General features: G+C 54.4%; 27 protein-coding genes. 14 read left to right on the forward strand and 13 right to left on the reverse strand.

All coding sequences use genetic code 11. The annotated features are described in order from the left end of the window. Nucleotides 1–232: 232 nt before the first annotated feature. From aroB to pilM, 7 genes are read right to left on the reverse strand one after another with little or no spacing between them, the layout of a single operon-like run. Nucleotides 233–1,309, reverse strand: coding sequence for a 3-dehydroquinate synthase (aroB, locus tag H9Q10_RS08375; RefSeq protein ID WP_197903672.1), 1,077 nt, complete (start codon nucleotides 1,307–1,309; stop codon nucleotides 233–235). Next, nucleotides 1,309–1,857 (reverse strand): shikimate kinase, encoded by a 549-nt coding sequence (locus tag H9Q10_RS08380; protein ID WP_197903517.1) that lies wholly within the window; start codon nucleotides 1,855–1,857, stop codon nucleotides 1,309–1,311. The genes aroB and H9Q10_RS08380 overlap by 1 nt, the downstream gene beginning before the upstream one ends. A gap of 29 nt (nucleotides 1,858–1,886) precedes the next feature. After that, nucleotides 1,887–4,013 carry a type IV pilus secretin PilQ gene (locus H9Q10_RS08385; protein WP_197903518.1) on the reverse strand — a complete coding sequence of 709 codons (2,127 nt, stop codon included), beginning with the start codon at nucleotides 4,011–4,013 and terminating at the stop codon, nucleotides 1,887–1,889. Between the two features lie 21 nt (nucleotides 4,014–4,034). Beyond that, nucleotides 4,035–4,568, reverse strand: a complete 534-nt coding sequence (locus H9Q10_RS08390; protein ID WP_238480177.1) for a pilus assembly protein PilP — start codon at nucleotides 4,566–4,568, stop codon at nucleotides 4,035–4,037. 33 nt (nucleotides 4,569–4,601) lie between these two features. Continuing rightward, nucleotides 4,602–5,216: a type IV pilus inner membrane component PilO gene (locus H9Q10_RS08395; RefSeq protein WP_197903519.1), complete on the reverse strand. Its 615-nt coding sequence runs from the start codon at nucleotides 5,214–5,216 to the stop codon at nucleotides 4,602–4,604. A gap of 15 nt (nucleotides 5,217–5,231) precedes the next feature. After that, nucleotides 5,232–5,909, reverse strand: a complete 678-nt coding sequence (locus H9Q10_RS08400; RefSeq protein WP_197903520.1) for a PilN domain-containing protein — start codon at nucleotides 5,907–5,909, stop codon at nucleotides 5,232–5,234. A 1-nt stretch (nucleotide 5,910) separates the two neighbouring features. Next, the gene (gene pilM, locus H9Q10_RS08405) at nucleotides 5,911–7,008 is read right to left on the reverse strand and encodes a type IV pilus biogenesis protein PilM (RefSeq protein ID WP_238480178.1); all 1,098 of its coding nucleotides are present in this window, start codon (nucleotides 7,006–7,008) and stop codon (nucleotides 5,911–5,913) included. 131 nt (nucleotides 7,009–7,139) lie between these two features. On the opposite strand from pilM, the gene H9Q10_RS08410 reads away from it, so the two are divergent. Together H9Q10_RS08410 and dapC are read left to right on the forward strand one after the other, a co-directional pair. Next, complete coding sequence (locus H9Q10_RS08410) at nucleotides 7,140–9,503, forward strand: penicillin-binding protein 1A (RefSeq protein WP_197903521.1); 2,364 nt, start codon at nucleotides 7,140–7,142, stop codon at nucleotides 9,501–9,503. A gap of 334 nt (nucleotides 9,504–9,837) precedes the next feature. After that, nucleotides 9,838–11,031, forward strand: a complete 1,194-nt coding sequence (gene dapC / locus H9Q10_RS08415; RefSeq protein WP_197903522.1) for a succinyldiaminopimelate transaminase — start codon at nucleotides 9,838–9,840, stop codon at nucleotides 11,029–11,031. 112 nt (nucleotides 11,032–11,143) lie between these two features. Here dapC and H9Q10_RS12350 read toward each other — a convergent pair whose 3' ends face one another. After that, nucleotides 11,144–11,389, reverse strand: coding sequence for a toxin-antitoxin system YwqK family antitoxin (locus H9Q10_RS12350; RefSeq protein ID WP_197903675.1), 246 nt, complete (start codon nucleotides 11,387–11,389; stop codon nucleotides 11,144–11,146). Between the two features lie 164 nt (nucleotides 11,390–11,553). Further along, on the reverse strand, nucleotides 11,554–11,901 hold the full coding sequence (locus tag H9Q10_RS08425; protein WP_197903523.1) for a helix-turn-helix domain-containing protein: 348 nt from the start codon (nucleotides 11,899–11,901) through the stop codon (nucleotides 11,554–11,556). 278 nt (nucleotides 11,902–12,179) lie between these two features. Between H9Q10_RS08425 and H9Q10_RS08430 the strand changes: the two genes are divergently transcribed. From H9Q10_RS08430 to H9Q10_RS08465, 8 genes are all read left to right on the forward strand, one after another. Further along, nucleotides 12,180–12,926: an SDR family NAD(P)-dependent oxidoreductase gene (locus H9Q10_RS08430; protein ID WP_197903524.1), complete on the forward strand. Its 747-nt coding sequence runs from the start codon at nucleotides 12,180–12,182 to the stop codon at nucleotides 12,924–12,926. Nucleotides 12,927–12,996: 70 nt separating this feature from the next. Next, nucleotides 12,997–13,542 (forward strand): NAD(P)H-dependent oxidoreductase, encoded by a 546-nt coding sequence (locus H9Q10_RS08435; protein WP_197903525.1) that lies wholly within the window; start codon nucleotides 12,997–12,999, stop codon nucleotides 13,540–13,542. A gap of 43 nt (nucleotides 13,543–13,585) precedes the next feature. Then, nucleotides 13,586–14,329, forward strand: a complete 744-nt coding sequence (locus H9Q10_RS08440) for an SDR family NAD(P)-dependent oxidoreductase (RefSeq protein ID WP_197903526.1) — start codon at nucleotides 13,586–13,588, stop codon at nucleotides 14,327–14,329. A 125-nt stretch (nucleotides 14,330–14,454) separates the two neighbouring features. Further along, the gene (locus tag H9Q10_RS08445) at nucleotides 14,455–15,303 is read left to right on the forward strand and encodes an aldo/keto reductase (RefSeq protein ID WP_197903527.1); all 849 of its coding nucleotides are present in this window, start codon (nucleotides 14,455–14,457) and stop codon (nucleotides 15,301–15,303) included. 48 nt (nucleotides 15,304–15,351) lie between these two features. Beyond that, nucleotides 15,352–15,912, forward strand: coding sequence for an NAD(P)H-dependent oxidoreductase (locus tag H9Q10_RS08450; RefSeq protein WP_197903528.1), 561 nt, complete (start codon nucleotides 15,352–15,354; stop codon nucleotides 15,910–15,912). Between the two features lie 85 nt (nucleotides 15,913–15,997). Continuing rightward, entirely contained in the window at nucleotides 15,998–16,297 is a 300-nt protein-coding gene (locus tag H9Q10_RS08455; protein WP_197903529.1) for a YciI family protein, read from the forward strand. 164 nt (nucleotides 16,298–16,461) lie between these two features. Next, nucleotides 16,462–17,343 (forward strand): GRP family sugar transporter, encoded by an 882-nt coding sequence (locus tag H9Q10_RS08460; protein WP_197903530.1) that lies wholly within the window; start codon nucleotides 16,462–16,464, stop codon nucleotides 17,341–17,343. A gap of 58 nt (nucleotides 17,344–17,401) precedes the next feature. Further along, complete coding sequence (locus tag H9Q10_RS08465) at nucleotides 17,402–18,184, forward strand: glucose-1-dehydrogenase (RefSeq protein ID WP_197903531.1); 783 nt, start codon at nucleotides 17,402–17,404, stop codon at nucleotides 18,182–18,184. Nucleotides 18,185–18,341: 157 nt separating this feature from the next. On the opposite strand, the gene hemE is transcribed toward H9Q10_RS08465, so the two are convergent. The 4 genes from hemE to H9Q10_RS08485 form a co-directional block, all read right to left on the reverse strand. Then, complete coding sequence (gene hemE, locus H9Q10_RS08470; protein ID WP_197903676.1) at nucleotides 18,342–19,403, reverse strand: uroporphyrinogen decarboxylase; 1,062 nt, start codon at nucleotides 19,401–19,403, stop codon at nucleotides 18,342–18,344. A gap of 237 nt (nucleotides 19,404–19,640) precedes the next feature. Further along, nucleotides 19,641–20,387 (reverse strand): SDR family NAD(P)-dependent oxidoreductase, encoded by a 747-nt coding sequence (locus H9Q10_RS08475; protein ID WP_197903532.1) that lies wholly within the window; start codon nucleotides 20,385–20,387, stop codon nucleotides 19,641–19,643. 37 nt (nucleotides 20,388–20,424) lie between these two features. Beyond that, nucleotides 20,425–21,666 (reverse strand): MFS transporter, encoded by a 1,242-nt coding sequence (locus tag H9Q10_RS08480; RefSeq protein WP_197903533.1) that lies wholly within the window; start codon nucleotides 21,664–21,666, stop codon nucleotides 20,425–20,427. Nucleotides 21,667–21,787: 121 nt separating this feature from the next. Continuing rightward, nucleotides 21,788–22,783: an enoyl-CoA hydratase/isomerase family protein gene (locus tag H9Q10_RS08485; protein ID WP_197903534.1), complete on the reverse strand. Its 996-nt coding sequence runs from the start codon at nucleotides 22,781–22,783 to the stop codon at nucleotides 21,788–21,790. A gap of 546 nt (nucleotides 22,784–23,329) precedes the next feature. Here H9Q10_RS08485 and H9Q10_RS08490 point away from each other — a divergent pair. The 4 genes from H9Q10_RS08490 (at nucleotide 23,330) to H9Q10_RS08505 (ending at nucleotide 26,627) form a co-directional block, all read left to right on the forward strand. Next, complete coding sequence (locus H9Q10_RS08490) at nucleotides 23,330–24,160, forward strand: beta-keto acid cleavage family enzyme (RefSeq protein WP_197903535.1); 831 nt, start codon at nucleotides 23,330–23,332, stop codon at nucleotides 24,158–24,160. A 61-nt stretch (nucleotides 24,161–24,221) separates the two neighbouring features. Further along, a complete protein-coding gene (locus tag H9Q10_RS08495) occupies nucleotides 24,222–25,169 on the forward strand; it encodes a SphA family protein (protein WP_197903536.1) in 948 nt (315 codons plus the stop codon). A 169-nt stretch (nucleotides 25,170–25,338) separates the two neighbouring features. After that, entirely contained in the window at nucleotides 25,339–25,995 is a 657-nt protein-coding gene (locus H9Q10_RS08500) for a CoA transferase subunit A (protein ID WP_197903537.1), read from the forward strand. 2 nt (nucleotides 25,996–25,997) lie between these two features. After that, nucleotides 25,998–26,627: a 3-oxoacid CoA-transferase subunit B gene (locus tag H9Q10_RS08505; protein ID WP_197903538.1), complete on the forward strand. Its 630-nt coding sequence runs from the start codon at nucleotides 25,998–26,000 to the stop codon at nucleotides 26,625–26,627. Nucleotides 26,628–26,640 lie beyond the last annotated feature (13 nt).

Genomic DNA, 26,640 nt, shown 5'->3' on the forward strand with positions numbered 1-26,640 from the left:
TGTTTTGGCTTCGCAGCAACTCAGTCTAGGCTGCGCCAAGACATCGGCCCACTTCGTTGAAGCTGCGTTTTCAGGTAGCCGTTTGGAGGATGGAGGCTACCTGAAAAATGATGGTTTGCTGCTGTGTTGTGTGTTTCTTGATATGGAATTGGTGGAGCAAGGTTTGGGCGTGCCGGATAATTTTCAGGTAGCCTGCTACGGGGGAGGCTACCTGAAAATTCGGACTGCTGCTTCAAACGCTTTGCAGCAGGGCGGTCATGTCTTCGCGGCTGAAGCCGGTTTCGACGGCGGCTTGGCCGAGCTGTTTGAGAACGACGAGGCGGATTTGTCCGGCTTGGTTTTTTTTGTCGTGCTGCATGTGGGCGAGCCAGGTATCGACATCGAAATCGGGCGGGGACACTGGCAGGCGGGCGGCTTGCAGCAGGCGGATGATGCGCTCGGTGTCGGTGGTTTTCAGGTAGCCTTTGCGCTCGGAGAGGCGGGCGGCGAGCACCATGCCGGCGGCCACGGCTTCGCCGTGCAGCCAGTTGCCGTAGCCCATTTGGGTTTCGATGGCGTGGCCGAAGGTGTGGCCGAGGTTGAGGTGGGCGCGGATGCCTTGCTCTTTTTCGTCTTGCTCGACGATGTCGGCTTTCATTTGGCAGCAGTGGCGGATGATGCCGGCGAGGGCGGCTTGGTCTTGCTGCATAATGGCGGGCATGTTTTGCTCGAGCCGGGAAAGGAAGTCGATGTCGCCGAGCAGGGCGTATTTGATGACTTCAGCGAGGCCGGCGGAAAATTCGCGCGGGGGGAGGGTGCGCAGGGTGGCGGTGTCGGCGATGACGGCTTGGGGCTGGTAGAAGGCGCCGATCATGTTTTTGCCGAGGGGGTGGTTGATGCCGGTTTTGCCGCCCACGGAGGAGTCGACTTGGCTGAGCAGGGTGGTGGGGATTTGGATGAAGGGGATGCCGCGTTGGTAGGTGGCGGCGGCAAAGCCGGCGAGATCGCCGATAACGCCGCCGCCGAGGGCGAGGATGGTGGTGCGGCGGTCGGCGTGGTGTTGTAGCAGACTGGTATAGATTTGCTGGAGGGACTCGTTGCTTTTGTATTGTTCGCCGTCCGGCAGGATGATGGGGCATACGGCAATGCCGAGCTGCCGGCAGGCGGCTTCTACGGGGGCGAGGTAGAGTGGGGCGACGGTTTCGTTGCTGACGATGGCGGCTTTGTCGCGGATATGGGGGCGGATGAGCTCGGCAAGATTGTCGAGCAGGCGGTGGCCGATGTGGATGGGGTAATTGTGGCCGGGGGTGTGAACGCTCAGGGTTTGCATCATGGGGATTCGGGACTGTGTTGTTGGATGAGGTGCAACAGCTGTTTAGTGATTTGTGGGCAGGAATGTTGCGGCGGGATGTTGAATATGAGGTGGGCGGTTTCGCGGTAGAGGGGGTCGCGCTGTTGGTAGAGGGCTTGTAGTTTGCCGAGGGGGTCGGCTACCTGAAGCAAGGGGCGGTTTTTGTCGTATTGGATGCGCTGGTAGAGAATTTCTGGCATGGTATGCAGATAAATCACTGTGCCACGGGTACGCAGGCATTGGCGGTTTTCCGGGGAGAGGATAGCGCCGCCGCCAGTGGCCAATATTAGAGAATGGCGTTGGGTGAGCTCATCAATAACGGCAGCTTCGCGTTTGCGGAAACCGACTTCGCCTTCCAGCTCGAAAATGGTGGGGATGGATACGCCGGTGCGCTGGCAAATGAATTGGTCGCTATCGACAAAATCACGGTGCAAAAGCGCTGCCAATTGCTTGCCGTGTGTGGTTTTGCCTGCGCCCATCAAGCCGATGAGAAAAATATTGCCTGCCATGTTGTCCATGGCAGGCATTTTAACCGAATCAATCGGAAAATTGCTACTTAGTAGCGCAGAACGTTGCCTTCGCTGCCCATGATGCGCGGAGTGATGAAGATCAGCAGTTCGTTGCGTGTTTCGTTGCGTCTAGTACCACGGAACAAGTTACCAACTACAGGAATATCACCTAACAGTGGTACCTTGTATTGGGCATTGGAGTTATTTTCCTCATAAATACCGCCCAAGATGATGGTACCGCCATCTTCTACCATGGCACGGGTGTTCAGCTCTTTGGTGCTAATACATGGAGTACCCAGTACGCTACAGTTTTCATCTACTGAGTCTTTATTCAGCTTGATGTCCATAATCACGTTGCCATCAGGCGTGATTTGAGGAGTAACTGTTAAACCCAGTACGGCTTCCTTGAAGCTAGTGCTGGTGGCGCCGCTGGAAGAAGCTTCCTGATAGGGGATTTCCTGACCGGATTTGATGGTGGCTTCTTTACGGTCTTGAGTCAGCACACGCGGACTGGAAATAATCTTACCGCGGTTCTGTTCTTGCATAGCGGTCAATTCGAGACCGAGGGCGCCGGAAGATAAAGCGCGGACAATAGTTAGCGAAGAAGTAGCTGAGGCTGCTGGCAAGTTTACGTTTGGAGCAAGATTGAAGACGTTGCCCGTAGTAGTGGAACCACCACCTAAGCCGCTACCAAACCGAGTTGAACCGATAGTGCGATCATAGCCAAATCTTACGCCAAGAGCACGGGAGAAACCATCGTTGGCTTCTACAATCCGAGCTTCAATCATTACTTGACGGGCAGGAACGTCCAATTGTTCAATCAGGCGTTCAAATTCTTTAATCACATTTCGATTATCCTTGATGATTAAAGTATTAGTTGATGGGTCAATAACTGCAGAACCACGACTGCTAAGCAAGGAGTTATTGTTATTACCACTGCCCCCTGAACTACCAGAATCACTAATGTTTAAGATCTTACGGAATTCATTGACATCTTTATATTTCAGTTGGAAGGTACGCGATTCAAGAGGTCCTAGTTCTTCAATACGTTTAGCAGTTTCTAAACGGCCCAAATCAATTGTTTGCCACTCTTTGGCGGGGGCAACATTGATGATATTACCATTACGGCGAGCTTCTAAATCTCGTGATTGCATTACCAAATCCAAAGCCTGATCCCAAGGTACATCTTTAAGGGATAAAGTCATTTTCCCAGAAACGCTGTCGCTGGCCACGATATTCATATTGGATTCTTTAGCCAAGATTTGTAGGATGGTACGAACATCTACGTCTTGGAAATCTAAAGAAACACGCTTTCCTGTGAAGTGGCGGTTGCGGTTTCGATTGATACCATCTTCGGCTACTACAGTCTTGGGAGAAACGGTAATAGAGTAGCGACCAGCAGCTTGGTTGGTTTTGTATTCCCAACCACCCTGAGTCTTAATGGTAATCTCGGTATCGTTACCCAAGCGACGCAGATTGATGGTACGAACTGGGGTGCTAAAATCGGTTACATCCAAATTGCGCTGAGCAGCAACCGGCAGCTGGTTATTTTTCATCAAAATAACCAAATTATTGCCGCGCTGTTTAATCTCTGGAGTGCCGCGATAACCAGCAGTATTGATTTCAATCACGCCAGAGTTATTGCTACCCTTGTGGAAATCAACACCCACATTAGCAGTATTACTGCCCGGGGTACTTTGAGTTGTAGCTGGCCTGCTATCAGTTACAGCTAAAGTTTCTTGCTGGATTTGATTAGCAGGAGTTGTTGCTGCTACAGATGTAGCAGGAGAGTTCCCAGCTTCATTAATATAAATCCAGACTTCATTACCTTTGATTTCTGCATTATATTGGCCAGGGCGGTTCAAGTTGAGTAATACGCGGGTTTTGCTGCTGTCTTGGGCAACAGCGATTTGGCTGAGCAGGCTGTCATTATATTGCAGAACCGGCTGGCTAAGATTTGCTCCTGTGTTGGGGAAATCTAAAGCAATACGGGATGGGGTGGTAGTAATAAAACCGCTTGGTTTCAACATGTCGCGGTCAAAACGAATTTTGACTACTTTTTGATTATTTGGTAAGGCTGATACATTAATATCAGTAATGTTACCAGCCAATACACCTTGCATGGCCAAGCTCATACCCAAAGCGGTTAGATAGTGTAGTTTTTTGAGTTTCATAACGTAAATCCCTTGGTAAGTTTAATTAGGTTTTGATTGGTTAGCATCTTGGGTATTTAATTCCAATTCTGCTGTTCTACGTTGCCATGCGCCATAGCTGTCTTCGGTTACTTCGGACAAAATCAGTTTATCTGGGGTAATGGCAGTAATTTGACCATAGTTTTGGCCAAGATAGTTGCCAACACGTACAGTATAGGTATGACCATCGGCTTCCACAAAGGCAGAAAGTTGATTCCCTCGTTTAATCGATCCTACATAGCGCAAACTTTCCAAACTAAAGTTTTCCAAAATTTCTTTTGGTCGGTTTGGATTCGGAGCGTTAACGCCATTTTGTTGGGTTGGACGGAGACGTTTGGAGTCGAAAATATTCAAACCATTGATAACAGGATCAACATATTCAGGAGATTTTGAAATCGTAGGGATCTCAGGCTGGCGAACGTTATTTTTTGCTTCAGTTTGAGCATTGTCCATCCATTGTTGTAAGTCTCCCTTGGTTAATGAGCAGGCTGTCAGCAGAAAGAATGCTGAGAACCATAATATATTTTTCTTCATCATAAAATATCCTTACGTAAAGAGTTCACTTATTGGTTATTCAGCCTGAGATACGGCAGAAGCTGCAGCAGTCTCACTAGGTGCCAATGCTTTATAAGTATTGGCATTGGCAGTTAGTGTTAGTAATCCGTTGCTATCTTTGGCATCCGAAGGAACAAGATTTATTTTATCTAAGGTAACAATACGTGACAGACGGCCAACATCACGAACAAATTGTGCAATTTGTTCATAGTTCCCTGAAATTGAGATTTCATATGGAAGCTGCTGCACATTGTCTAAATCTATCGGATCCAATGGTTTCACACTGTTCATCCGCATGCTGTTCTTAGCGCCAGCTTGATGTAACTCTTGAATCAGATTAGGGATTTCAGCATCAGTTGGTAACTGTTTCAGTAACACGTTGAAAGCAGTTCGGATTTTTTCTAACTCATCTTTCAATACAGGAAGATTTGCAGCTTGATTAGCTTTATTTTGATATTCTGTTTTTAGTTCTTCTTCTTTTTGCTCCAAGGTACCCAGTTCTTCCCATTGACTTTGAAATAGGGCAAAGTAGCCTGCAGTTAGAAGAAGTACGACAATAGCAATACCGGCGCCAAGCTGAATCAGTTTATTTTGTTTATATAAAGTATTTAAATCAAAATTTTGTGCCATGATTATATCCTTCCGTTAATTTGTAGGGGAGGAAGTAGGTACAGCGGAAGTAGCAGATGCTGGAGCCGTATTGGATGTGGATGCTGAAGAAGTAGTAGTTTCTACAGGCATTACTACGGTAGCAGCATTAGCAAAGTCAGGACTTATCGGTGCGGATGCGGAAACAGCTACAGTCAATTCAAACTCCTGCACAGAGTCTACTTTGTTGATGCTATCCAATGAAGGTTGCCCAAAAACATTGGTAGTTGGAATAACACGCATAAAATCAGCAATTTTACTATCACTGGTTGCTTTACCAGTTAAAGTATAGGTGCTGACATCTTTTGCTTTGATACCAGTCAAATACACTCCTTCCGGTGCAACGGTATTTAAGGAATCAATCATACGTGCTGCTTCAAAGCGTTTATTTTCTAGCTCCTCCACTTTAGCTTTTCGGGCTAAGAAATCTCGCTTTTCAGCTTCTAATGACTGAACTTCTTTAATTTGGATATCAAGTTTAGCAATGCCGTCTGTTAACTCTTGATTACGTGATTCTTGATTTAAAATCATCCCACTGAGGGAAACGTATACAAAGGCCAACAAACCTACACCTACGAGGGCAGAGAAAATCATCAAGCGAGTGAATTGAGATTTTTTCTGTTTATCCTGCTCCTCGCGGTAGGGCAGCATATTAAGTTTAATTAATGGAATCATTTTATAGTCCTCTTACAGCTAATCCAAAAGCAACAGTCAGTTGGCCGGATTCTAGGTTGAATTTAGAGTTTTCAGTTTTACCAGTTTGGGCGCTAACAATAGGTTCTACCTGTTGGGTAGAAATATTGGTTTGGGCATAAACTGTTTTGGCTAAACCGAAAGGCTGCATAAACGGACACCCTGAAATCAAGATATGTTTTACACTGTCCTGATAATCACTGCTTACTGTAGTGTAATAGAACTGCAATACCCTCTGAATTTCCTGAGTCAGTTGACTATTGAAATGGTCCGCCACAGTTCCTTGAAAGTCAGCAGGTTTGTTGCTCTTGAAACGCATACTCCAAGCATCGTCCTCACTCAGTTTATATTGACGCTGGATATTGTGTGTTAGTTGTTTATTGCCAAAATTGGTCTCTTGCTTATAGATGATATTGCCGTTTTGGAGGATCAAGGCTTTCGTTTGATCTTCGTCGACATGGAAAATAGCCAGTTTTTGGTGTTCCAAGTCTGGTGCAAACTGATCAATCCAAATAGAAAAGGCGTTTACGATTGCCAAAGTATCCACGTCCATTTGGGATAAAGGGATATCTGCATCCGCAAACAAGTCTGAGCGCAAATCCACGTCATCGCGTTTAGCTGCAGCCATGACTAATTCTATAACGTTACCATTTTGTAATTCGGCAGTTTCCTGATAGTCATAGCTCAGATTATCTGAGCCGATAGTTTGGCTAGCCTCCAATTCTACAAACTCCTCTAGAGGTAGATCGGAGCTACGGGCATCATAGGAGATGGTTTGAATGGTAGTTAATGACTGCGGCAAAGCGGCTGTCACATTCTTGCAACTGCTGCCGAGTTGTTGGTAAGCTTGTTGTAAATATGACACGAGTTGGTCATGATCTTCGATGTTGCCGTTTATAATAACGCCCTTGGGTAGTGGCTGGATGGTGTAGTTTTCCAGCCGGACATTACCCGGAACGCTGCCAGCAAGATGTACCATGTTAATGGCATTTGGCGTAATATCCACGCCCAAGCAGCCTTTGCCGCCAAAAGACATTTTGGTCTTTTGTTTTGATTTTTTTGGTTTTTTTGATATTCGCATCTTTAAGCCTCCCTTTGAAAGACCGGCGAAACGGTCACAGGTAAATTTATATCAGGTTTAGCGTTTTCTTGCATAAATTAAGGTATAGTTTACTTTAGTCAAAGTACATATTGATAGAAAAATCTTTAGTTATGTTCAGAAAAATTTTTAAAACAGTGTTTGGATTGCTGTTGGGACTGGCCTTGTTCGGGGTTGGCCTGCTGGCGATTGCGGTTTTGGTTGCCTATCCCAAGCTACCTAGTTTGGAAACGGTAACAAATTATCAGCCGAGGATGCCGCTGACGATTTATTCTTCAGACGGTAAGTTGATCGGTATGTATGGCGAGGAGCGCCGTGCGTTTACCAAAATTGACGAATTTCCGCCGGTGTTGATCAATGCGGTGATTGCGGCAGAGGATAAACGCTTCTACCAGCACTGGGGCGTGGACGTGACCGGTGTGGCGCGCGCGCTGATCGGCAACTTCCGTGCTGGTGGCGTGCAATCCGGTGCCAGCACCATTACCCAGCAGGTGGCCCGCAACTTCTATTTAACCAACGAACGCAGCTACCGCCGCAAATTCAACGAAGCGCTGCTGGCTTATAAGATTGAGCAATCGTTGAGCAAGCAGCAGATTCTCGAGCTGTATTTCAACCAGATTTATTTGGGCCAACGCGCTTATGGGTTTGCGGCCGCTTCGCAGATTTATTTCAATAAGCCGGTTAAAGACCTGACTTTGGCCGAAGCCACGATTTTAGCCGGTCTGCCCAAGGCGCCGTCTTCTTTCAATCCGATTGTGAATCCAGCCCGTGCCAAACTGCGCCAGCAATATATTCTGAATAATATGGTGGAAGAGAAGATGATCACGCCGCAACAGCGCGATCAGGCTTTGGCCGAAGAGCTTCATTACCAGCGCCAGCAGGTGGAGATTGACCAAAACTCCCTGTATGTGGCCGAAATGGTGCGTCAGGAAATGTATGACCGCTACGGCGAAGATGCCTACACCCAAGGTTTCCGTGTGTATACCACTGTCAGCTCGGAAAGCCAGAAAGTGGCCACCCACGCATTGCGCCGCGCACTGAAAGGGTTCGGGCTGGGCGCTTATCGGGGTGCGGAAGCCTTCATTGATCTGAAAACCATCGAACCGGACGCGTTGGACGAAAACCTAGATCAATACCTGGATACGCTTTACACCGTAGACGGCCTACAGCCCGCCGTGGTACTACAAGCCAGCCGTTCGGGCATCGAAGCTTATACGCAAGGTGGCAGCCGCATCAAAATCAGCGGCAGTTCGCTCAATCATGTGGCGCGCACCATCAACAACGGCAAAGATAATGCCATCCGCCCCGGCGCCGTTATCCGCGTGCGCAAGCTGGATCGAGGCTGGCAAATCAGCCAGATGCCGGAGCTGCAAGGCGCGTTTGTGGCACTGGACAGCAAAACCGGCGCCATCCGCGCGCTGGTGGGCGGTTTCGACTTCCACAGCAAGAGCTTTAACCGTGCAACACAAGCCGAACGCCAGCCTGGTTCTACTTTCAAACCTTTTGTTTACTCCGCTGCCCTGGCCAAAGGCATGACAGCTGCCACCACCATCAATGATGCCCCGCTCGAATTGCCCGGCATGGGTTCCGGCGGCCGCCCGTGGCGCCCGAAAAACTCTGACGGCCGCTATTCCGGCTTCATCACACTACGCCAGGCGCTCACTGCTTCCAAAAACATGGTGTCCATCCGCATTGTGATGGCTCTCGGGCCGCACGAAGTGCATCAATATGTGCAGCGTTTCGGCTTTAGCGCCCGGCAGGTTCCCGATTCGCTATCGATGGCCTTGGGCAGCGGCGTGGCCACACCCTTGCAGATGGCGCAGGCTTATGCTGTGTTTGCCAACGGCGGCTATAAAGTTTCACCCTATTTGATCGACCGCATCGAAGATAGCCAGGGCCGCCTGCGCGCACAGATGAAGCCTTTGGTGGCCGGCGAGAGCGCGCCGCAGGTGATTGACCCGCGCAACGCCTACATCATGTACACCATCATGCAAGACGTGGTGCGCCGCGGCACCGGCGCCCGTGCCAACGCGCTGGGCCGCCGCGATATTGCCGGCAAAACCGGTACCACCAACGAAAACAAAGATGCCTGGTTTGCCGGCTTCAATCCCGATTTGGTGGGCGTGGTTTACATCGGCTTTGACAAACCGCGCAGCATGGGCCGCGCGGGCTTCGGCGGCACCATTGCCCTGCCGGTGTGGGTGGAATACATGCGCTATGCGCTCAAAGGCGTGCCGCAGAAAGACATGCCGATGCCCGCGAAACTTGTGCGCAACGGCGGCGAATACTTCCTGCAAGAACAGCAGAGCACCAACCCGCGCCTAGCCATCGACAACCGCGGCGCCGCGCCCGATGCGGCCGACATCCAAGCCGCTGGTGGCGATCCCGTGATTCCGGACGAAGGCACACCGGTTGAGCCGGTGGCACCGCAAGGCGGCGGTGCGGCACCTTCGCAGGAGATTGACGCGCTGTTCTAAACGCCAGCCGAGCTGAAACAAAAGGCTACCTGAAAACGCCAAACTTTGATTGGGTTTTCAGGTAGCCTTTAATTGATGTACACATCTTGCAGATTGCCGATGTTTGCCATCAAGGCTACCTGAAAAAACATCAACAGCCGAAGCAACTGCATACCGTATGCCAATCAGCGGCTTAAAGGCTACCTGAAAACAGCGGCACAGCCAAAAGCACGCCCCGAACATTTCGTTTTGCAGAAATCACGCCTTCACTTGGTAGCACCCCGTTTTTCAGGTAGCCTGATTGCCACTTGGCGATTACAATAGCCGCCTTTCCCCCATTTCCCGAGCGCACATCATGAACCCGCATTTAGCCCAACTCCAGCCTTATCCCTTCGCCTGCCTGCGAGAAGCCATGCAAGGCGTGGACGCCCCCGCCGGCGTTGCGCCCGTGCCGCTGCAAATCGGCGAGCCCAAGCACGCCGCGCCCGCCGTGATCAGCGAAGCGCTCACCGCCGCCCTACCGCGCCTCGACGCCTATCCGCAAACCCTCGGCCTGCCCGAGCTGCGCCAAGCCTGTGCCGCCTTCCTGCACCGCCGCTACGGCCTCACGCTCAACCCAGACAGCGAAATCCTGCCTGTGCTCGGCAGCCGCGAAGCGCTGTTTTCCTTCGCACAAGTCGTGCTCGACGGCAGCGGGCAGACCAAGCCCGTGGTGGTGTGCCCCAACCCGTTTTATCAGATTTATGAAGGCGCCGCGCTGTTGGCCGGTGCCGAAACCGCCTTCGCCAACTGCACCGCCCCGCGCTTCCAGCCCGACTGGGGCAGCGTGCCCGAAGCCGTGTGGCAGCGCACCCGCCTGGTGTTCGTGTGCTCCCCGCACAACCCCTGCGGCAGCGTGTTGCAGCAGGCCGACTGGGCCGAGCTCTTTGCTCTGCAAGACCGCTACGGCTTCGTGATTGCCGCCGACGAATGCTATTCCGAAATCTACTTCGAAGGCGAAGCCCCCATCGGCTGCCTGCAAGCCGCCGCCGAGCTGGGGCGCGGTTTTAACAAATTGATGATGTTTACCAGCCTCTCCAAACGCTCCAGCGTGCCCGGCCTGCGTTCCGGCTTCGTGGCCGGCGACGCTGCGCTGCTCAAAGACTTCCTGCTCTACCGCACCTACCACGGCAGCGCCATGAGCATTCCCGTGCAGATGGCCAGCATCGCCGCCTGGAACGACGAAGAGCATGTGGCCGCCAACCGCCGTCTGTATCAGGAAAAATTTGCCAAAGTGCTGCCGATTCTGGCGCAAGGCTTTGAAGTGGCGCGGCCGGATGCTTCGTTCTACGTGTGGCTGAAAGTGCCCGACGGCGACGATTTGGCCTTCACCCGCACGCTGTGGCGCGAAGCCGCCATCCAAGTGCTGCCCGGCCGCTTCATGGCGCGCGACACGGCGCAGGGCAACCCGGGCGCGGGCTACGTGCGCATCGCACTGGTGGCGCCTGTGGCCGACTGCGTGGCGGCGGCGGAGAAGATTGTGGAGATCCGGCGGCGGTGTTATCCGTAGGCGGTTTGCTGAAATACAGACAGAATAAAGAAAGAGGCTACCTGAAAAAATTTTCAGGTAGCCTTAAATATTGATCTAATTGGCAGATATCAATCTGATATAGGCGGGATAACTATTTATCCCAATATTCCCAGTCTTCCAGTTGTTCTCCGTGCCGGTAAGTTCCTCTGGCAGCCAGACTGCCGTCATCATGATAATCTGTCCATGTTTCGTGTTCTGCGCCATGTTCGTAGTTTCCTTCCGAGGCTCTTATGCCGTTTTTATAGAAGGCTTCGAATAAGCCGTGCCTAATCCAATTGTTGTTCGGCGATAAGTATCGGGAGTAGCGGAATTTGATTTTTCCGCTTTCGTAAAAGATTTTGGCGAGATGGGGGAATGGTTACTTCTTGATTCATGATCGGATTTTCTGTTTTTTAGCATGTGGCTCTTAAGGCTACCTGAAAAATATTTCAGCTTTGCTGAAGCTGAGGTTTTCAGGTAGCTTTTTATAAAAGAAGGGGTTCCACGTGCTTTGCCAATAGCTTATTTGCTTGGGGCGAGCGAATCCAAAAAGAACACCACGGCCTGCTTTTGCTGGTCGTTGAATTGCTGCCAGTGGAAGTCCAGCCGCGCCTTGAGTTCGTCGTTGTTTTTCGGTTTGCCGCAGCAGCCGATGAAAAACCAGTTGAGCGGTGTGTCTAAGATTTCGGCGATTTGAATCAGGTGGCTGAGGTTAATTTTGTTTTCTCCGCGCTCGTATCGGGAAAGCTGCTGTTGGGAGATGCCGATTTTTTCGGACAGGACTTCTGCGCTCATCTTGTGTTCCTTACGGCGCAGCTGGATGCGTTGGCCGACGGCGGCGTCGAATGCGGATGCGGTTAGTTGTGCCACAATTCTCTTCTTTTTTGATACTCAATGGGCGGATATTCTAAAGAGTGCTACTCAATAATAAATATCTTTTAAAGAGTAAAAATATTGAATTCACGCCCTTATAAAGTAATTGAATCCACTATTGTTATCGGTTATCCTTGCTGCCGGGTGCCCTGCCCGAGCCATCAATATCAGCTTTCGTGATACCGGTTTATACGGAAATATGATTTCCGCTATTTTCCCAACCCCGTTATCATGCCTCCCAATTCAACTGATTCCACCTAATGAAAGGAAACATCATGTCCCAGCTTCAAAACCAAACCGCTTTAGTAACCGGCGCAGGCAGCGGTATCGGTCAGGACATCGCCGTCAAACTTGCCCAAATGGGCGCAAACGTGGTCATTACCGGCCGCAAGGAAGCGCCGCTGAAAGAAACCGCCGCGCTGCACGGCAATATTTCCTATATCGTCGCCGACGCGGGCAAAACCGAAGACGTGTCCCGCGTGCTTGCCGAAATCCAGCAAAAATTCAACCGCTTGGACATCATCGTAAACAACGCGGGCATGGCACCGGTTACGCCGATTGCCGAGCAGACGCTGGCCGAATTTGATGCCGTGTTCAACATCAACGTGCGCGCCGTGGTGGATTTGACCACCCAAGCCCTGCCGCTTCTGAAAGCCAGCCGTGGCAGCATCGTCAATATCGGCTCTGCCGTCGCCAACCAGCCGCTGCCGAACATGTCGGTTTACTCCGCCAGCAAAGCCGCACTGAAAACGCTGACCTTTGTCTGGGCAAAGGAACTCGCCAAAGACGGCATCCGCGTGAACAACATCGCCGTCGGCCCGATTGAAACGCCGATTTACGAAAAAACCGAACTCTCCGCCGAAGAAGCGCAGGCACACAAAGACCGCGTTACCTCGCTCGTACCGCTGGGACGCTTCGGCCTGCCCAAAGACATTTCCGCCATTGTCGCGCTTTTGGTTTCCGACGAAGGCAGCTTCATCACCGGCGCGGACATTGCAGTGGACGGCGGGTTTGGGATTTAAAACGTTTTCAGGCTGCCCTAACTACCAAAAGGCAGCCTGAAAATCCGTTCACCGATTTGGAGAAAACCTGATGAAAACCCTGTTCGTTTTATCGCACCCGACTTTTGACGAATCCTTCGCCAACAAAATCATCTGGCAGGAACTGCACGAGCGGATGCCCGAAGCCGAATTTGTCCATTTGGACGCGGCTTATCCGCACCTGCCGATAGACGTGTCCAAAGAACAGGCACGGCTGGCGGCGGATATCATCGTGATGCAGTTCCCCATGTTCTGGTACAGCGTGCCCGGGCTGATGAAACGCTGGATAGACGATGTGTTTGTGCACGGCTTCGCCCACGGTAGTAAGGGCAACAAACTGCACGGCAAGAAACTGATTTTGTCGTTCACCACCGGCGGCGCGGCCGAGCTGTACGAACGCGACAACTATATGGAACACACGATGGAAGAGTTCCTGTACCCGCTGCGCCGCTGGGCGAAACAGTGCGGCATGGAATGGCAACCTTATGTGCATACCGACAGCCTGCCCTATATCGCCACCGAAGAAATGCGGGAGGAAATGGCGGAACGTGCGAAAGCCCATGCGGAAAAGCTCGCCGCGCAAATCGCCGCCCTGTAATGAGGCTACCTGAAAACTTTATTCCCTTTTATAAGGAGACTTTATGAAAATTGCATTAGTCACAGGTGTAGGCCGCGTCGGCGCGTTGGGTTTTGAAACCGCCCGCCAGCTTGCCCGGCTTGATTTCCATGTGGTGCTGACTGCCCGCAAGGCAGGGCAGGCCGAAGAGCGGGCAAGAGAATTGCAAGCGGAAGGCCTGACCGTTACCCCGCTGCATTTGGACATTACCGATGAAGACAGCGTGCGCCGCGCCGTGGCATTTGTCCGCGAACGCTTCGGCAAGCTGGACGTGCTCATCAACAACGCCGCCGTGCTGATGGAAAGCCCCGAATCGGATTTCAAAACCGATTTGGTATCGGCACGCAGCCAGTTTGACACCAATCTTTTCGGCACTTGGCGCATGGCGCAGGAATTCCACCCGCTGCTCAAAGCGGCGGGCAGCGCGCGCATCGTCAATGTATCCAGCGGTTCGGGTTCGTTTTGGGATTGCGGTTTCGGGCTGGTGAACAATCCGGGCTTTGAAATGGCCAAGTTCGGCGACGTGTCCATCGCGGCCTACCAGCTCAGCAAACTGGCCATCAACGGCCTGACGCTGAAACTGGCGCAGGATTACCGAAACGACCACATCCTGGTCAATTCCATCTGTCCCGGGCTGGTTTCCACACGCCCCGACGCACCCGGACGCAGCCCGGAAGACGGCGCACGCAGCATTGTGTGGGGTGCAACCCTGCCCGACCACGGCCCGAGCGGGATGTTCTTCCGCGACGGCAAGCAACTGCCGTGGTAAGCCGTATAGGGCAAGCAAACGTTTCAGGCGGTCTGAAAGCAGCCTGCACCTTTGAGCGTCGCATTACCCATTTTCAGTTTCAGGTAGCCTTTCAGGCTACCAAAAAAACTCAAGCAAGGAAAAATATGAAAACCTTTAAATTAAACAACAATATCCAAATCCCCTCTCTCGGTTTCGGCGTATTCCAAATCCCGCCCGAAGAGACCGAACAGGCCGTTATCGCCGCTATTAAAGCAGGCTACCGCCACATTGATACCGCGCAGGCCTATGTGAACGAAACCGAAGTCGGCTTGGCCATTCAAAACTGCGGCATCCCGCGCGAAGAACTCTTCATCACCACCAAAGTGTGGGTAGAAAACGCAGGCTACGAAGCCGCCAAAGCCTCGCTGGAACGCTCCTTAGGTCGTCTGAATCTGGACTATATCGATATGGTGCTGATACACCAGCCCTACGGCGACGTGTACGGCACATGGCGCGCGCTGGAAGAATATCAGGCGGCGGGCAAAATCCGCGCCATCGGCGTGAGCAACTTCACACCCGACCGCGCCGTCGATTTGGGTACGTTCAACCGCGTCATGCCGCAGGCCAACCAGATTGAAATTAACCCCTTCCACCAACGCATCGAACAAGTGGCACAATTGCAGGCGGAAAACATCGTCGTCGAAGCGTGGGCGCCGTTTGCCGAGGGCAAAAACGACATTTTCCGCAATCCCGTGTTGAGCAAAATCGGCGAAAAATACGGCAAATCCGTCGCCCAAGTCATCACCCGCTGGCTGATTGAACGCGGCATCGTCGTCTTAGCAAAATCCACCAAACCCGAACGCATGGCGGAAAATTTAAACGTCTTCGATTTTGAACTGACCGACGAAGACAAAGCCGAAATCGCCAAGCTGGACGGCGGTGCCAGCCAGTTTATCGACCATCAGACCGTGGATACCGTCAAATGGATGAAAACCCGCTTATTTAACGTATAATCTCGTACCGAACCTTTTTTCAACGTTTCACAACCCAAGGAATCTTTTATGAAAAACGTACTCATCGTCTCCGGACACCCTGATTTGCAAAATTCCATCGCCAACGCCGAAATCCTAGCCGAAGTCGCCAAAGCCCTGCCCGAAGCCGAAATCCGCAAGCTCGACGCGCTGTATCCCGAGCGCCGCTTCAATATTGAAGCCGAACAGTCTGCCCTCTTGAAAGCCGACGTGATCGTGTTCCAATTCCCCTTCTCTTGGTATTCCGTGCCCGGCTTGATGAAATTGTGGATAGACGAAGTGTTCGTACACGGTTTTGCTCACGGTTCGAACGCCAAGCTGGCCGGCAAAAAGCTGATTATCTCCTTCACCACCGGCGCACCGGCCGCGGTGTACCAGCGCGACGGTTTCTTCAAACACACCGTGGAAGACTACCTGCCCCAGTTTGAAACCACCGCCACCCTGTGCAACCTCGACTACCAAGGCGCCATCTACACCAACGGCATCGGCTACACTTCCCGCGACAACGAAGAAGCCATCAACGCCCAAAAACAAGAAGCGCGCCAACACGCTGCCCGCCTAATCGCCAAAATCAAAGAAATCGCTGTTTAAGCAGTAAAAGGCTACCTGAAAATTTTTCAGGTAGCCTCCCTCGGAAAATTTTACCGAAACCCGTTTTTATTCAAAAGGAAACCCCATGTACATCATCAACATCACCGTCAATGCTAACCTGCCCGCCGAACAACACGAAAAAATGTTCGTGGAGCACACCGAGTGGTTCAAAAAACACTTCCAAGCCGGAAAATTCCTGATGCTCGGCCCCTACACCGACACCGACGCACACGCCGGCGTGATTTTCGCCCACACCGACAGCCGCGAAGAATTGCAGAAAATCCTGGAAGAAGACTGCTACTACCCGAACTCGGCCAAATACGAAATCCGCGAATTCGCCCCCAAACTGATTGCCGCCAACCTGCCCGAATTTGCCGGCAAATAAGCAGGCAGCCTAAGCAAAACGGCCGGAACCGCTTCTTTCAGGATCCGGCCGTTTTCAGGTAGCCTCTGCCGCTTAGAGGCTACCTGAAAACGTCGGCTTCAGCGAAGCCAACATCCGTCATCACTTGCCGCCCCGGTTTGAAGCGGGCGGCGGAAAGAAAAAACATGAACATCCTAATCGGCCTTCTGCCCGCCCTGTTTTGGGGCCTCCTGCCGCTGTGCGTTTCCAAAATCGGCGGCCGCCCGTCGCAGCAGATTATGGGCACCACCATCGGCGTGCTGCTCACCGCCATCGCGGCCAGCATCTTCTTCCTGCCCGTATCGGACAGCGCGTGGGCGTGGCTGATGTGCTTTTTGTCCGGCGCGTTTTGGGCGTTCGGGCAGATGAACCAGTACCGCGCCTTCACGCAAATCGGCGTGTCCAAAACCATGCCGCTGTCCACGGGCATGCAGCTGGCGGGCACTTCGCTGATGGGCGTGCTGGTGTTCGGCGAATGGGGCAGCGCGCAGCAGAAAATCATCGGCGCGGTGGCGCTCGCGCTCATCATCGTCGGCATCTGGATGACGACCAAGCAGGAAAACCCGCAGCCGGACGCGGGCGGCAATATGAAGGCGGGCATCATCACGCTGCTGGTCTCCACCGTGGGCTATGTCGGCTATTCCTTCTTCCCCAATTTCACCGACATCCCGGGCCAGGAAAAATTCCTGCCGCAGGCGCTGGGCATGGCCGTGTCCGCCGTGCTGCTGTCGCGGTTTGAGAAAGACGGCAGCCGCCCGTGGGACAAAAAAGTGCTGCAAAACCTGATTGGCGGCGTGATTTTCTCCGGCGCGGCACTGACCTACCTGATTTCCATCGAACCCGCCCGCAACGGCGTGGCCACCGGCTTCACGCTGTCGCAGATGAACGTGGTCATCGCCACGCTGGGCAGCATTTTCCTGCTGGGCGAGAAGAAAACGCCGAAGGAAATGCGCTTCGTGCTCATCGGCCTGGCACTGGTCGTCATCGGCGGCATTATGATTGGCACGAATACCCCGCCAACACCTTAATCCAACCCGTTGCAGGCAGCCTGCACTTTTCTCCAACCTGAAAAACAAGGAACTACCTATGTATCCCGATTTGAACGGCAAAGCCGCCGTCGTTACCGGCGCGTCCAAAGGACTGGGCGCGGAAATCGCCTTGCGTTACGGACGCGAAGGCATCAGCGTGGTCGTGAACTACAATTCCGACCAAAAAGGCGCGGACGACGTGGTCGCGCAAATCCAAGCCGCAGGCGGCAAAGCCGTTGCCGTACAAGGCGACGTGTCCAAAGAAGGCGTTGCCGACGCGCTGGTGCAAGCCGCGCTCGACCACTTCGGACGCCTCGATATTTTCGTGAACAACGCGGGCTTGGAACACCCCGCCCACACCCACGAGATGACGCTGGAAAACTGGCAGCGCGTCATCGACGTGAACCTGACCGGCGTGTTCCTCGGCATCCGCGCCGCGCTGCGCCATTTCGTGGACAACAAAATCAAGGGCAACATCATCAATATGTCGTCCGTCCACGAACAAATCCCCTGGCCGCGTTTCGCCCACTATGCGGCGAGCAAAGGCGGCGTGAAGCTCCTAAATGAAACCGTGGCGATGGAATACGCGCGCGAAGGCATCCGCGTGAACGCCATCGGCCCGGGCGCGATGAATACGCCGATCAACAAGGAAAAGATGAACGACCCCGCGCAAAAAGCCGCGCTGGAAGAAATCATCCCAATGGGCTATGCGGGCGAACCCGAGCTGGTTGCCAACGCCGCCGCCTGGCTCGCCAGCGACGAATCGTCCTACGTTACCGGCATTACGCTGTTTGTGGACGGCGGCATGACGCTGTATCCCGCGTTTATGAACAACGGCTAAGCCCGGCCGGCTTATTCAGCCTGAGAGGCTACCTGAAAAAACAGCCGAATCCTTAATGGGATGTCGGCTGTTTTGTTTGGGCGGCATGGAAGCGCTGATGGCTCAGGCAATCTGTTTTTCAGGTAGCCAAAAGCGTTTGAGACTACCTGAAAATTAGTCAGCCCGCGTTTTGGGAGGAGAGTTCGTGCACGGCGGCCACCAGCGCCTGCACGTTTTCCGGGTCGGTATGCTGGCTGATGCCGTGGCCGAGGTTGAACACATGGCCGCTGCCCGCGCCGTAGCTTTGCAGGATGCGGCGCACTTCGGCGCGGATGGAATCGGGCGTGCCGAACAGGGCGGCGGGGTCGAGGTTGCCTTGCAGCGCCACTTTGTGCCCCACGCGCTGCCGCGCCTGGCCGATGTTTGCCGTCCAATCCAGCCCCAGCGCGTCGGCACCGCTGTCGGCCAAAAGTTCGAGCCACTGGCCGCCGCCTTTGGTGAACACGATCACGGGCACGCGCCGGCCTTCTCTTTCGCGGGTGAGGCCGGTGATGATTTGGCGCATATAGGCAAGGCTGAATTCGGCGAAGGCGGCGTCGGAAAGCAGGCCTCCCCAGGTGTCGAAAATCTGTACGGCTTGGGCACCGGCGGCGATTTGTTCGTTGAGGTAGGCGGTAACGGCGCGGGCGTTGGTGTCGAGGATGCGGTGCAGAAGCTCGGGGCGGCGGTAGAGCAGGGTTTTGATTTGGCGGAATTCTTTGCTGCCGCCGCCTTCCACCATGTAGCAGGCGAGGGTGAAGGGACTGCCGGAAAAGCCGATGAGCGGCACGCGGCCATTGAGCGCGCGGCGGATGGAGGAAACGGCATCGAACACGTAGCGCAGTTTGGCCATGTCGGGCACGTGCAGGGCAGCGATATCGGCTTCGCTTTGCAGCGGGCGGGCGAATTTGGGGCCTTCGCCTTCGGCAAAGTAGAGGCCGAGGCCCATGGCGTCGGGGATGGTGAGGATGTCGGAAAAGAGGATGGCGGCGTCGAGGCCGAAGCGGTCGATGGGCTGGAGGGTGACTTCGGTGGCGAGCTCGGTGTTTTTGCACAAATCGAGGAATCCGCCGGCACGGGCTCGCACGGCACGGTATTCGGGCAGGTAGCGCCCGGCCTGGCGCATAAGCCACACGGGGGTGTGGGCAACGGGCTGTTTGACGAGGGCGCGCAGGAAGGTGTCGTTTTGCAGGGTGGTCATGGCGGGATGTGTGGTGTGTTGGAAGGGGCGAATCATAGCACAGGCGGGGCGGAATATCTGGCGGGGTAGGGCGGTTTACCCGGTTGAGGCGTATGTTTGGCTGTGCGGAAGTTTTCAGGTAGCCGTCTGCTCGGCAGAAGGCTACCTGAAAATTTGAGGGTATTTCGCTGGATAAATATTTTCAGGCTGCTTTCTGATACCGGAAAGCAGCCTGAAGGACACACTAAAATGGTTTGGTTACAAAGTGATGCCGTTGTCCACCACCAGCACCTGCCCGGTGGTGCCGTCGGATTCGTCGGAGGCGAAGAACAAAATCGCCTGTGCCTGCTGGATGGCGGGGGTGTGCGGCAGGCCCATGTTCATGTGTTTGGCACATTGTTCGGCGAATGGGTCGAAGGTGGCAAGTTTTTCCGGCGTGTTGAGCGGGGTGGGGGTGGGGCCGGGGCAGACGGCGTTGCAGCGGATGCCTTGGCCGGCAAACTGGATGGCGATGTTTTTGGTCATGCCCAGCAGCGCGCTTTTGGCGGCGGAGTAGGAAATGCCGGCCGAGCCGAACACGCCGCCGATGGAGGACACGTTCACAATCGAGCCTTTTTTCATGTGCTCCAGTGCGGCCTTGGTGAGGTAGAACACGGAGGTTTGGTCGGTGAGGATGACTTCGTCCCACCATTCGGTGCTGCATTTGGTGATTGGCATGTGTTTGTCGGCAATGCCGGCGTTGTTCACCAAAATATCGATGCGGCCGAAGGTTTTCACGGTTTCTTCAACCAGGCGGCGGCAATCGGCTTCTAGGGTTACATCGGCCGGGATAACGGCGCATTGGCCGCCGGCGGCACGGATTTCGGCTTCCACCTGCGCCAGCTTGTCTTTGCTGCGGGCGGTCAGGATCACGGTGGCGCCTTCGCGGGCGAACAGTTTGGCGGTTTCCTCGCCGATGCCTGAGCTGGAGCCGGTTACGATGGCGACTTTATTTTTTAATCTCATGATATTTCCTTTATTTATAAGCAGGTTGTGATGAAAATTACTGTTCTTGAACCGGGGTGAGGTCGGTTAGCCAAATCAGCACCAAGGTGATGGCACCGATGGCAATCAGCAGCATATAGGCGCCGGTATAACCGCCAAACACAGCCAGCCCGAATGCTAAGATGGAGAAGGCGCAGCAGCGAACCACCGACTGTACGGGGTGGACAATGCCCAGAGCCTTGATGTAGGCGGCGCGCGGGAATTTGGTGGAAACGAAAGCCGTGCTGTAGTTGGTGGCACCGGGCAGCGCTAGGCCGATCATGGCCAGCGAAAGCAGCAGGATGGTGGAGTTGTTGGCAATGTTCAGGCCGATGGCCACCATCCACCAAACGGTGTAAACCAGCATGGCGTTTTTGATGCCGACTTTATTGTTCAACCAGCCCCAGCCGTAGGCGCCGAAGGTGCCGAACAGGGCAGAGGCGCTCATGTAGAAAATCGCTTTTTCCATCGGGAAGCCGAGCTCCAGCAGGCGCGGCACCATCTGGCTCACCACGCCCACCAACATGATATAGATCATGCCGGTGGATACGCCCATCAGCCAAATATCTTTCATTTTCATCAGCTGGCCGTTGGTGAGGCTGCTCTCTTTGGGGGCGGGCTCGGCAGATATGAGAGCCGGCTCGTTATCCGGCAAGAGCCCCACGTCTTCCGGCCTGTTGGCAATGAACAAGCCCACCACCAAAGCCAGCGCCACCATGATCACCGACATGATCCAAAAACCGTGCGGCACGGTAAACATGGCAAACGAAGCGGCCAGCACTGGCACGAAAAACGCGCTGGAAAAGGTTTGCCCGAAGGTGATGAACCCGAGTGCCAAAGCCTGCTTGCGCACAAACCAGTTGGCCACCAAGCCCGTGCCGCCCACATAGGCCGCGCCGGTACCGAAAAAGCTCACGCCGGCAAACAGCAGCGAAAAGCTCAAGATGGAATCGGCATAGCCGAGCAGGCCAAAGCAGATCGCACAGGCCAAGCAAGACAAGACAATATTAAATTTCAATCCCTTTTTGCTGATTGCCCACGAGAAAACCGGTGCGGCGGGAATGGCCGCCCATGAAGCGGGCGTAACATAAAACAGCAGTTCTTTGTAATCCAGGTTATAGAGTTTGGACAATTCGGGCAGGCTCACGTTCAGGCCGTGCGTGCAGGCGCCGGCCATCACCCAAAACATGCAGGCTTGCATGATGATGACAGTCCAGCCCTGCTTGCCGAAATTCAGGCTGGGTTTGGCTTCGGTATTCATGATGAGGTTCCGTGGAAAATACAGGATGGGCAAATCTTGCTAAAAAACGGGGCGCTCGCGATTGAGCCAAAACCCCGTTTTTGTTGCCATTTAAAGTGCTAGAGTTTCAGTCAGACAAACCTTATTTGATTTCGTCTTCTTCCTGGCCGCCGTTCACGCGCGGACGGATCACTTTGCCTTTCTTCTCGGCGGCAATCACCAAGGCGGCCTCTTCTTTGGCCTGATCCCAGAAGCTGGCTTCGTGCGGAGAGTGTTCGGTGGCAGTTACGAACATTTCGGTGGCGAAGGAACCGCGCAGCTCTTTGGCGATGTCTTCTTTCCAAGGCTGGCGCAGGATCTGGGTGGTGATGCGGCGGGTAACGCGGGTGCCGGTTTGCATGATCAGGTCGGCGATTTCCCAAGCGCGTTTGTAGGCGGCTTCGGTGTCGGTGCAGATTTCGTTGATCATGCCCAGTTTCAGGGCTTTGCGGGCGGTGATGATTTCACCGGTCAGCTCGGCGTAGGCGAAGCGTTTGCGGCCCATCAGCTCGCGCCAGGCGATTTGCACGCCGTCGCCGGGCACCATGTTGGTGCGGAAGTGCATTTCGGTGGTCCAAGCGTCTTCGGTGGCCAGGGTGATGTCGCTGAAGAGAACCAGGTCGGAGTGGAAGGTGGCGCCGGTCCACACGCCGATGGTGGGCACTTCTACGTCGAAAATCTGGCCTTCGATGTCGTTGGTGCCGTCGTAGTATTGGTATTCGTACATGCGCCAGGCCACGTCGGGGGCGGAGGCGAATTCGATGGCGGGCTGCCATTCGCCTTTTTCATTGGTGCGGCCGATGCCTTTGAAGGTGTCGGGGCCGATGCCGCCCAAGATAATGATTTCGTTGTCGGGGTCGCGGCCGGCCCAGTTGAAGAAGTAGTGCAGGCCTTGGTGCAGCTCGGCGCTCCATTGTACGGGGCCGCCGTTGGTGTGCATGCGGGCTTCCAAAATGCCGCGTTCGCGTTTCATCTGGATGCAGCCTTTGAGGATTTCGGAATATTCCTCAAACGGCATGTGGGGGATGGTTTTCAGCTCTTTGTGGGACAGCTCTTTGCGTTTGCCGGAATCGTTTTCGTAGTTGCCTTTGATAGCCATGATATTGCTCCTAAACGGGGTTGGGGAAAGAAACGGGTTTCAGCAAACCAACGCTTGGCAGCGGCGTTGCGCTGAAAGTGGCGGCAGATTAACGCCCGCCCTTTGCGGCTGGGAAATTCTATTTCGGTTTTTTGTTATGCTGTATCTGAATAGTTTTTTATAAACAAAATATTAGGCTGAATGATTAAGCAATATCCTGCCGCTGCAGGCAAAAGAAAAGGCTACCTGAAACCGGTTTTCAGGTAGCCTTTTGCCTCTTTGGATAAGGGCTTGGTATGGGCTAAGGCACAGGGTTATTGCATGCCGGGAAAGCAAGGCCGGATAAGGTTTCGGCCCGGCGAACGGTTTGGTTTTTCAGGTAGCCTTTCAGGCGGCCCGCGGGCCGTTCTCCCTTATGCCGACAAGGAGTTGGCACTTATCTAAAAAATACATAAGCAGGCGCATAAATAGCATTTCAGTTTCTCCGGCCGCTGTTGTCTAATGCTTCGCAGCACCGTTGCGGAGCCATCTGCAATCCCCTTAATTTCAGTTGAAGAGGTATAGACCATGAGCGACAAAGTTATTCTCACCGTAGCCACCACCGGCGCTGTTACTCCCAAAGAATTGAACCCCAATGTGCCGATCACGCCGAAGGAAATCGCCGAAGACGCCTACCGGTGCTGGAAGGCCGGCGCCTCCGTGGTGCACCTGCATATGCGCGACGACCAGGGCCTGGGCACGATGGACAAACACAAATTCAAAGAAACCATCGACCGCATCCGCGACACCTGCGACATCGTCATCAACGTCACCACCGCCGGTGACCACCGCGCCACATACGAGCAACGCATGGAACACCTGGCCTATGTGCAGCCCGAAATCGCCTCCTTTGACGCCGGCTCTTTCAACTGGCTGCCCGGCGGCGTGTTTGAAAACAGCCCCGAATTCCTCTCCAAACTCGGCCAAACCATGCAGGATCTGGGTATCAAAACCGAAATCGAAATTTTCGACAGCGGCATGATCCACGCCTGCGTGAAATACTTCAACGCCAAAGGCTTCCTCGCCTCCCCGATGCACTTCCAGCTGGTGTTGGGCGTGCTCGGCGCCGCCTCCGCACGGGTGGAAGACCTGGTGTACCTGCGTAACCTGCTGCCTAAAGATGCCACTTGGGGCGCCTTCGGCATCGGCCGCGACCACCTGCCCATCATGCTGACCACCCTGGCCATGGGCGGCCATGTGCGCGTGGGCCTAGAAGACAACGTGTACTACTCCAAAGGCGTGCTCGCCACCAACCTGTCATTAACCGAACGCGCCATTCGCGTCATCAACGAAGCCGACAAATCCGTGGCCACGCCCGATGAAGCCCGCGCCATTTTGGGTTTGAAAAAACGCGGATAACGAATTTTCAGGTAGCCTCAGTTAGGTCAGGCTACCTGAAATTTAAAGAGGAGCAAAACACATGAACACCCGTTTCAAACTTTCCCTGCTGGCCGCATTGCTGCTGCCCTTCGGCGCGGCGCACGCCCAAGAAGGCGTCAGCCCCATGCAGCCTGGCGCCACCACCGGCTCGCACACCGGCGCCTTGCCGCCACCCGGCCTGTATCTGGGCTACGACGTAGACTACGAATGGGGCAAACTGCGCAACGGCAGCGGCGACAAAGCCGGCATCGACCTCGAAGCCGGCAACACCAGCATGGCCGCCTCACTGATTTGGTCTACCCCGTATAAAGTGCTGGGCGCACGTTACGCCATGGGCATCGCCCAACCCTACAAAATCGCCGAAGTGAAAATCAACGGCGAAACCGACCACAGCAACGGCCTGATGAGCACCGTATTGATGCCCGCCATGCTGTCGTGGGATTTGGGTGATGGCTTCCACCTCGGTGCCGGCACCGCCGTGGTGCTGCGCAACGGCAAACACAGCTACGCCTACGATGCCGCCGCAGGCCGCTACACCACCACCACCGACAACCTCGCCAACCGCTACTACACCCTGCAGCCCAACCTCGCCCTCACTTATTTCACCGGCGACTGGGCGTTTACCGTAAACAACACGGTGGATTTCAACGCGCCGAACAAACGCACCGGCTACCGCTCCGGCAACACCTACTACATGGACCTCACCGCCACCCGCAAAATCGGCAGATGGACGGTGGGCGCGCTGGGCAACTGGACCAAGCAGTTCCGCGACGACAAGGTAAACGGCGTGGCCGTGCCCGAAGCCATCGGCCCCAACGGCCAGATTTCCGCTGCCGGCAAACGTGCCGAACACATCATGTTCGGCCCGATGGTGGGCTACGATTTCGGCAAGTTCTCGGTAAACACCCGCTTCCTGTCCTCCGTGCGCTCCCGCAACGAGCCGCGCATGAGCTTCTGGCACTTCGGCGTATCCGTGCCGCTGCAATAAGCCGGCAGGCTACCTGAAAAGCGGAATTCCAACGGAATGGAACCAAGCAAGTTTTGCGAAACCGGAATTTTCAGGTAGCCGCTAAGCGGCCGGCCAAACAAACGGCAACCTTTTCCCGCAGGCGGGCAGGTTCCCTTCCCCTTTAAACTCCAGCTATCAAGGAATCCCCATGAGCAAAATTGTTTCCAAAAGCGAAATTGCCAAAAAATTTCACAACGGCATGAAAATCATGGTGGGCGGCTTTGCCAACACCGGCTGCCCCGAACGCCTGGTGGACATCATCGTCGAGCACGGCTTCAACAACTTGGAAGTCATCTCCAACGACGCCGGCGACCCCGGCAAAACCATCGGCAAAATTTTCGACAACCAGCAGGTTGCCGTGAGCCACCATTCCCACATCGGCATGAACCCGCCCGTGAGCGACCTGGTGCACAGCGGCAAACTGAAACTCACGCTCTACCCGCAGGGCACGCTGGCGGAAAAAATCCGCGCCGGCGGCGCCGGCTTAGGCGGCGTGCTGACCAAATCCGGCTTGGGCACCATTGCCGAAGAAGGCCGCAAGGTGATGGAAGTAGACGGCGAAAAATACATTTTCGAGCCGCCCTTCCGCGCCGAAATCGCCCTCATCCGCGCCCACAAGGCCGATAAGCTGGGCAATTTGGTCTACAAAGGCGCCGCACGCAACTTCAACGCCGCCATGGCCACCGCCGCCGATCTGGTGATCGTGCAGGCCGACGAGATTGTGGAAACGGGCACGCTGGATCCGGAAGCCATCGTTACGCCCGGCGTGTATGTGGACATGATTTTGAGCAACGAGGAGGCATAACGATGTCAAACATAAAAGAACAGATTGCGCAAAAAGTGGCCAGCTTTTTCAAAGCGGGAGACGTGGTGAACCTCGGCATCGGCATCCCCGGCCTGGTGCGCAACTATATTGTGGAAGGCGTGCAGCTGCATGCCGAAAACGGACTGCTCGGCTACGGCGGCCAGCCCGCTCCCGGCCAGGAAGACCCGCATTACATCAACGCCGGTGGGCAATTGGTCACCATGCCGCCCGGCGCCTCCGTGTCCGACAGCTGCGGCGCCTTCGGCCTGGTGCGCAGCGGTAAGCTGACCGCGGTGGTGCTCGGCGCCCTGCAAGTGGACGAAGAAGGCAGCATCGCCAACTGGAGCATTCCCGGCGGCCGCATCATGGGCATGGGCGGCGCGATGGACTTGGTGTCCGGCGCGAAGAGCGTGATTGTGGCGATGGAGCACAACGCCAAAAACGGCAGCGCGAAAATCCTCAAGAAATGCACCTGGCCGCTCACCGGCTTTCATGTGGTGGATACCATCGTCACCGAGCTGGGCGTTTTCGATGTGACCGAACAAGGCTTGGTGGTGCGCGAGCTGTTTGACGGCGTGAGCAAGGAAGACGTGATTGCACGCACCGAAGCAACCCTGATTTTCAAAGATTAGAAGGAAAGGATAG

This window comes from Eikenella glucosivorans, assembly GCF_016025525.2.
Lineage (GTDB): Bacteria > Pseudomonadota > Gammaproteobacteria > Burkholderiales > Neisseriaceae > Eikenella > Eikenella glucosivorans.

Coding starts and splice junctions, on each gene's coding strand:
- aroB (WP_197903672.1), bottom strand. CDS start 1,309: ATGCAAACCCTGAGCGTTCACACCCCCGGCCACAATTACCCCATCCAC.
- H9Q10_RS08380 (WP_197903517.1), bottom strand. CDS start 1,857: ATGCCTGCCATGGACAACATGGCAGGCAATATTTTTCTCATCGGCTTG.
- H9Q10_RS08385 (WP_197903518.1), bottom strand. CDS start 4,013: ATGAAACTCAAAAAACTACACTATCTAACCGCTTTGGGTATGAGCTTG.
- H9Q10_RS08390 (WP_238480177.1), bottom strand. CDS start 4,568: ATGATGAAGAAAAATATATTATGGTTCTCAGCATTCTTTCTGCTGACA.
- H9Q10_RS08395 (WP_197903519.1), bottom strand. CDS start 5,216: ATGGCACAAAATTTTGATTTAAATACTTTATATAAACAAAATAAACTG.
- H9Q10_RS08400 (WP_197903520.1), bottom strand. CDS start 5,909: ATGATTCCATTAATTAAACTTAATATGCTGCCCTACCGCGAGGAGCAG.
- pilM (WP_238480178.1), bottom strand. CDS start 7,008: ATGCGAATATCAAAAAAACCAAAAAAATCAAAACAAAAGACCAAAATG.
- H9Q10_RS08410 (WP_197903521.1), top strand. CDS start 7,140: ATGTTCAGAAAAATTTTTAAAACAGTGTTTGGATTGCTGTTGGGACTG.
- dapC (WP_197903522.1), top strand. CDS start 9,838: ATGAACCCGCATTTAGCCCAACTCCAGCCTTATCCCTTCGCCTGCCTG.
- H9Q10_RS08430 (WP_197903524.1), top strand. CDS start 12,180: ATGTCCCAGCTTCAAAACCAAACCGCTTTAGTAACCGGCGCAGGCAGC.
- H9Q10_RS08435 (WP_197903525.1), top strand. CDS start 12,997: ATGAAAACCCTGTTCGTTTTATCGCACCCGACTTTTGACGAATCCTTC.
- H9Q10_RS08440 (WP_197903526.1), top strand. CDS start 13,586: ATGAAAATTGCATTAGTCACAGGTGTAGGCCGCGTCGGCGCGTTGGGT.
- H9Q10_RS08445 (WP_197903527.1), top strand. CDS start 14,455: ATGAAAACCTTTAAATTAAACAACAATATCCAAATCCCCTCTCTCGGT.
- H9Q10_RS08450 (WP_197903528.1), top strand. CDS start 15,352: ATGAAAAACGTACTCATCGTCTCCGGACACCCTGATTTGCAAAATTCC.
- H9Q10_RS08455 (WP_197903529.1), top strand. CDS start 15,998: ATGTACATCATCAACATCACCGTCAATGCTAACCTGCCCGCCGAACAA.
- H9Q10_RS08460 (WP_197903530.1), top strand. CDS start 16,462: ATGAACATCCTAATCGGCCTTCTGCCCGCCCTGTTTTGGGGCCTCCTG.
- H9Q10_RS08465 (WP_197903531.1), top strand. CDS start 17,402: ATGTATCCCGATTTGAACGGCAAAGCCGCCGTCGTTACCGGCGCGTCC.
- hemE (WP_197903676.1), bottom strand. CDS start 19,403: ATGACCACCCTGCAAAACGACACCTTCCTGCGCGCCCTCGTCAAACAG.
- H9Q10_RS08475 (WP_197903532.1), bottom strand. CDS start 20,387: ATGAGATTAAAAAATAAAGTCGCCATCGTAACCGGCTCCAGCTCAGGC.
- H9Q10_RS08480 (WP_197903533.1), bottom strand. CDS start 21,666: ATGAATACCGAAGCCAAACCCAGCCTGAATTTCGGCAAGCAGGGCTGG.
- H9Q10_RS08485 (WP_197903534.1), bottom strand. CDS start 22,783: ATGGCTATCAAAGGCAACTACGAAAACGATTCCGGCAAACGCAAAGAG.
- H9Q10_RS08490 (WP_197903535.1), top strand. CDS start 23,330: ATGAGCGACAAAGTTATTCTCACCGTAGCCACCACCGGCGCTGTTACT.
- H9Q10_RS08495 (WP_197903536.1), top strand. CDS start 24,222: ATGAACACCCGTTTCAAACTTTCCCTGCTGGCCGCATTGCTGCTGCCC.
- H9Q10_RS08500 (WP_197903537.1), top strand. CDS start 25,339: ATGAGCAAAATTGTTTCCAAAAGCGAAATTGCCAAAAAATTTCACAAC.
- H9Q10_RS08505 (WP_197903538.1), top strand. CDS start 25,998: ATGTCAAACATAAAAGAACAGATTGCGCAAAAAGTGGCCAGCTTTTTC.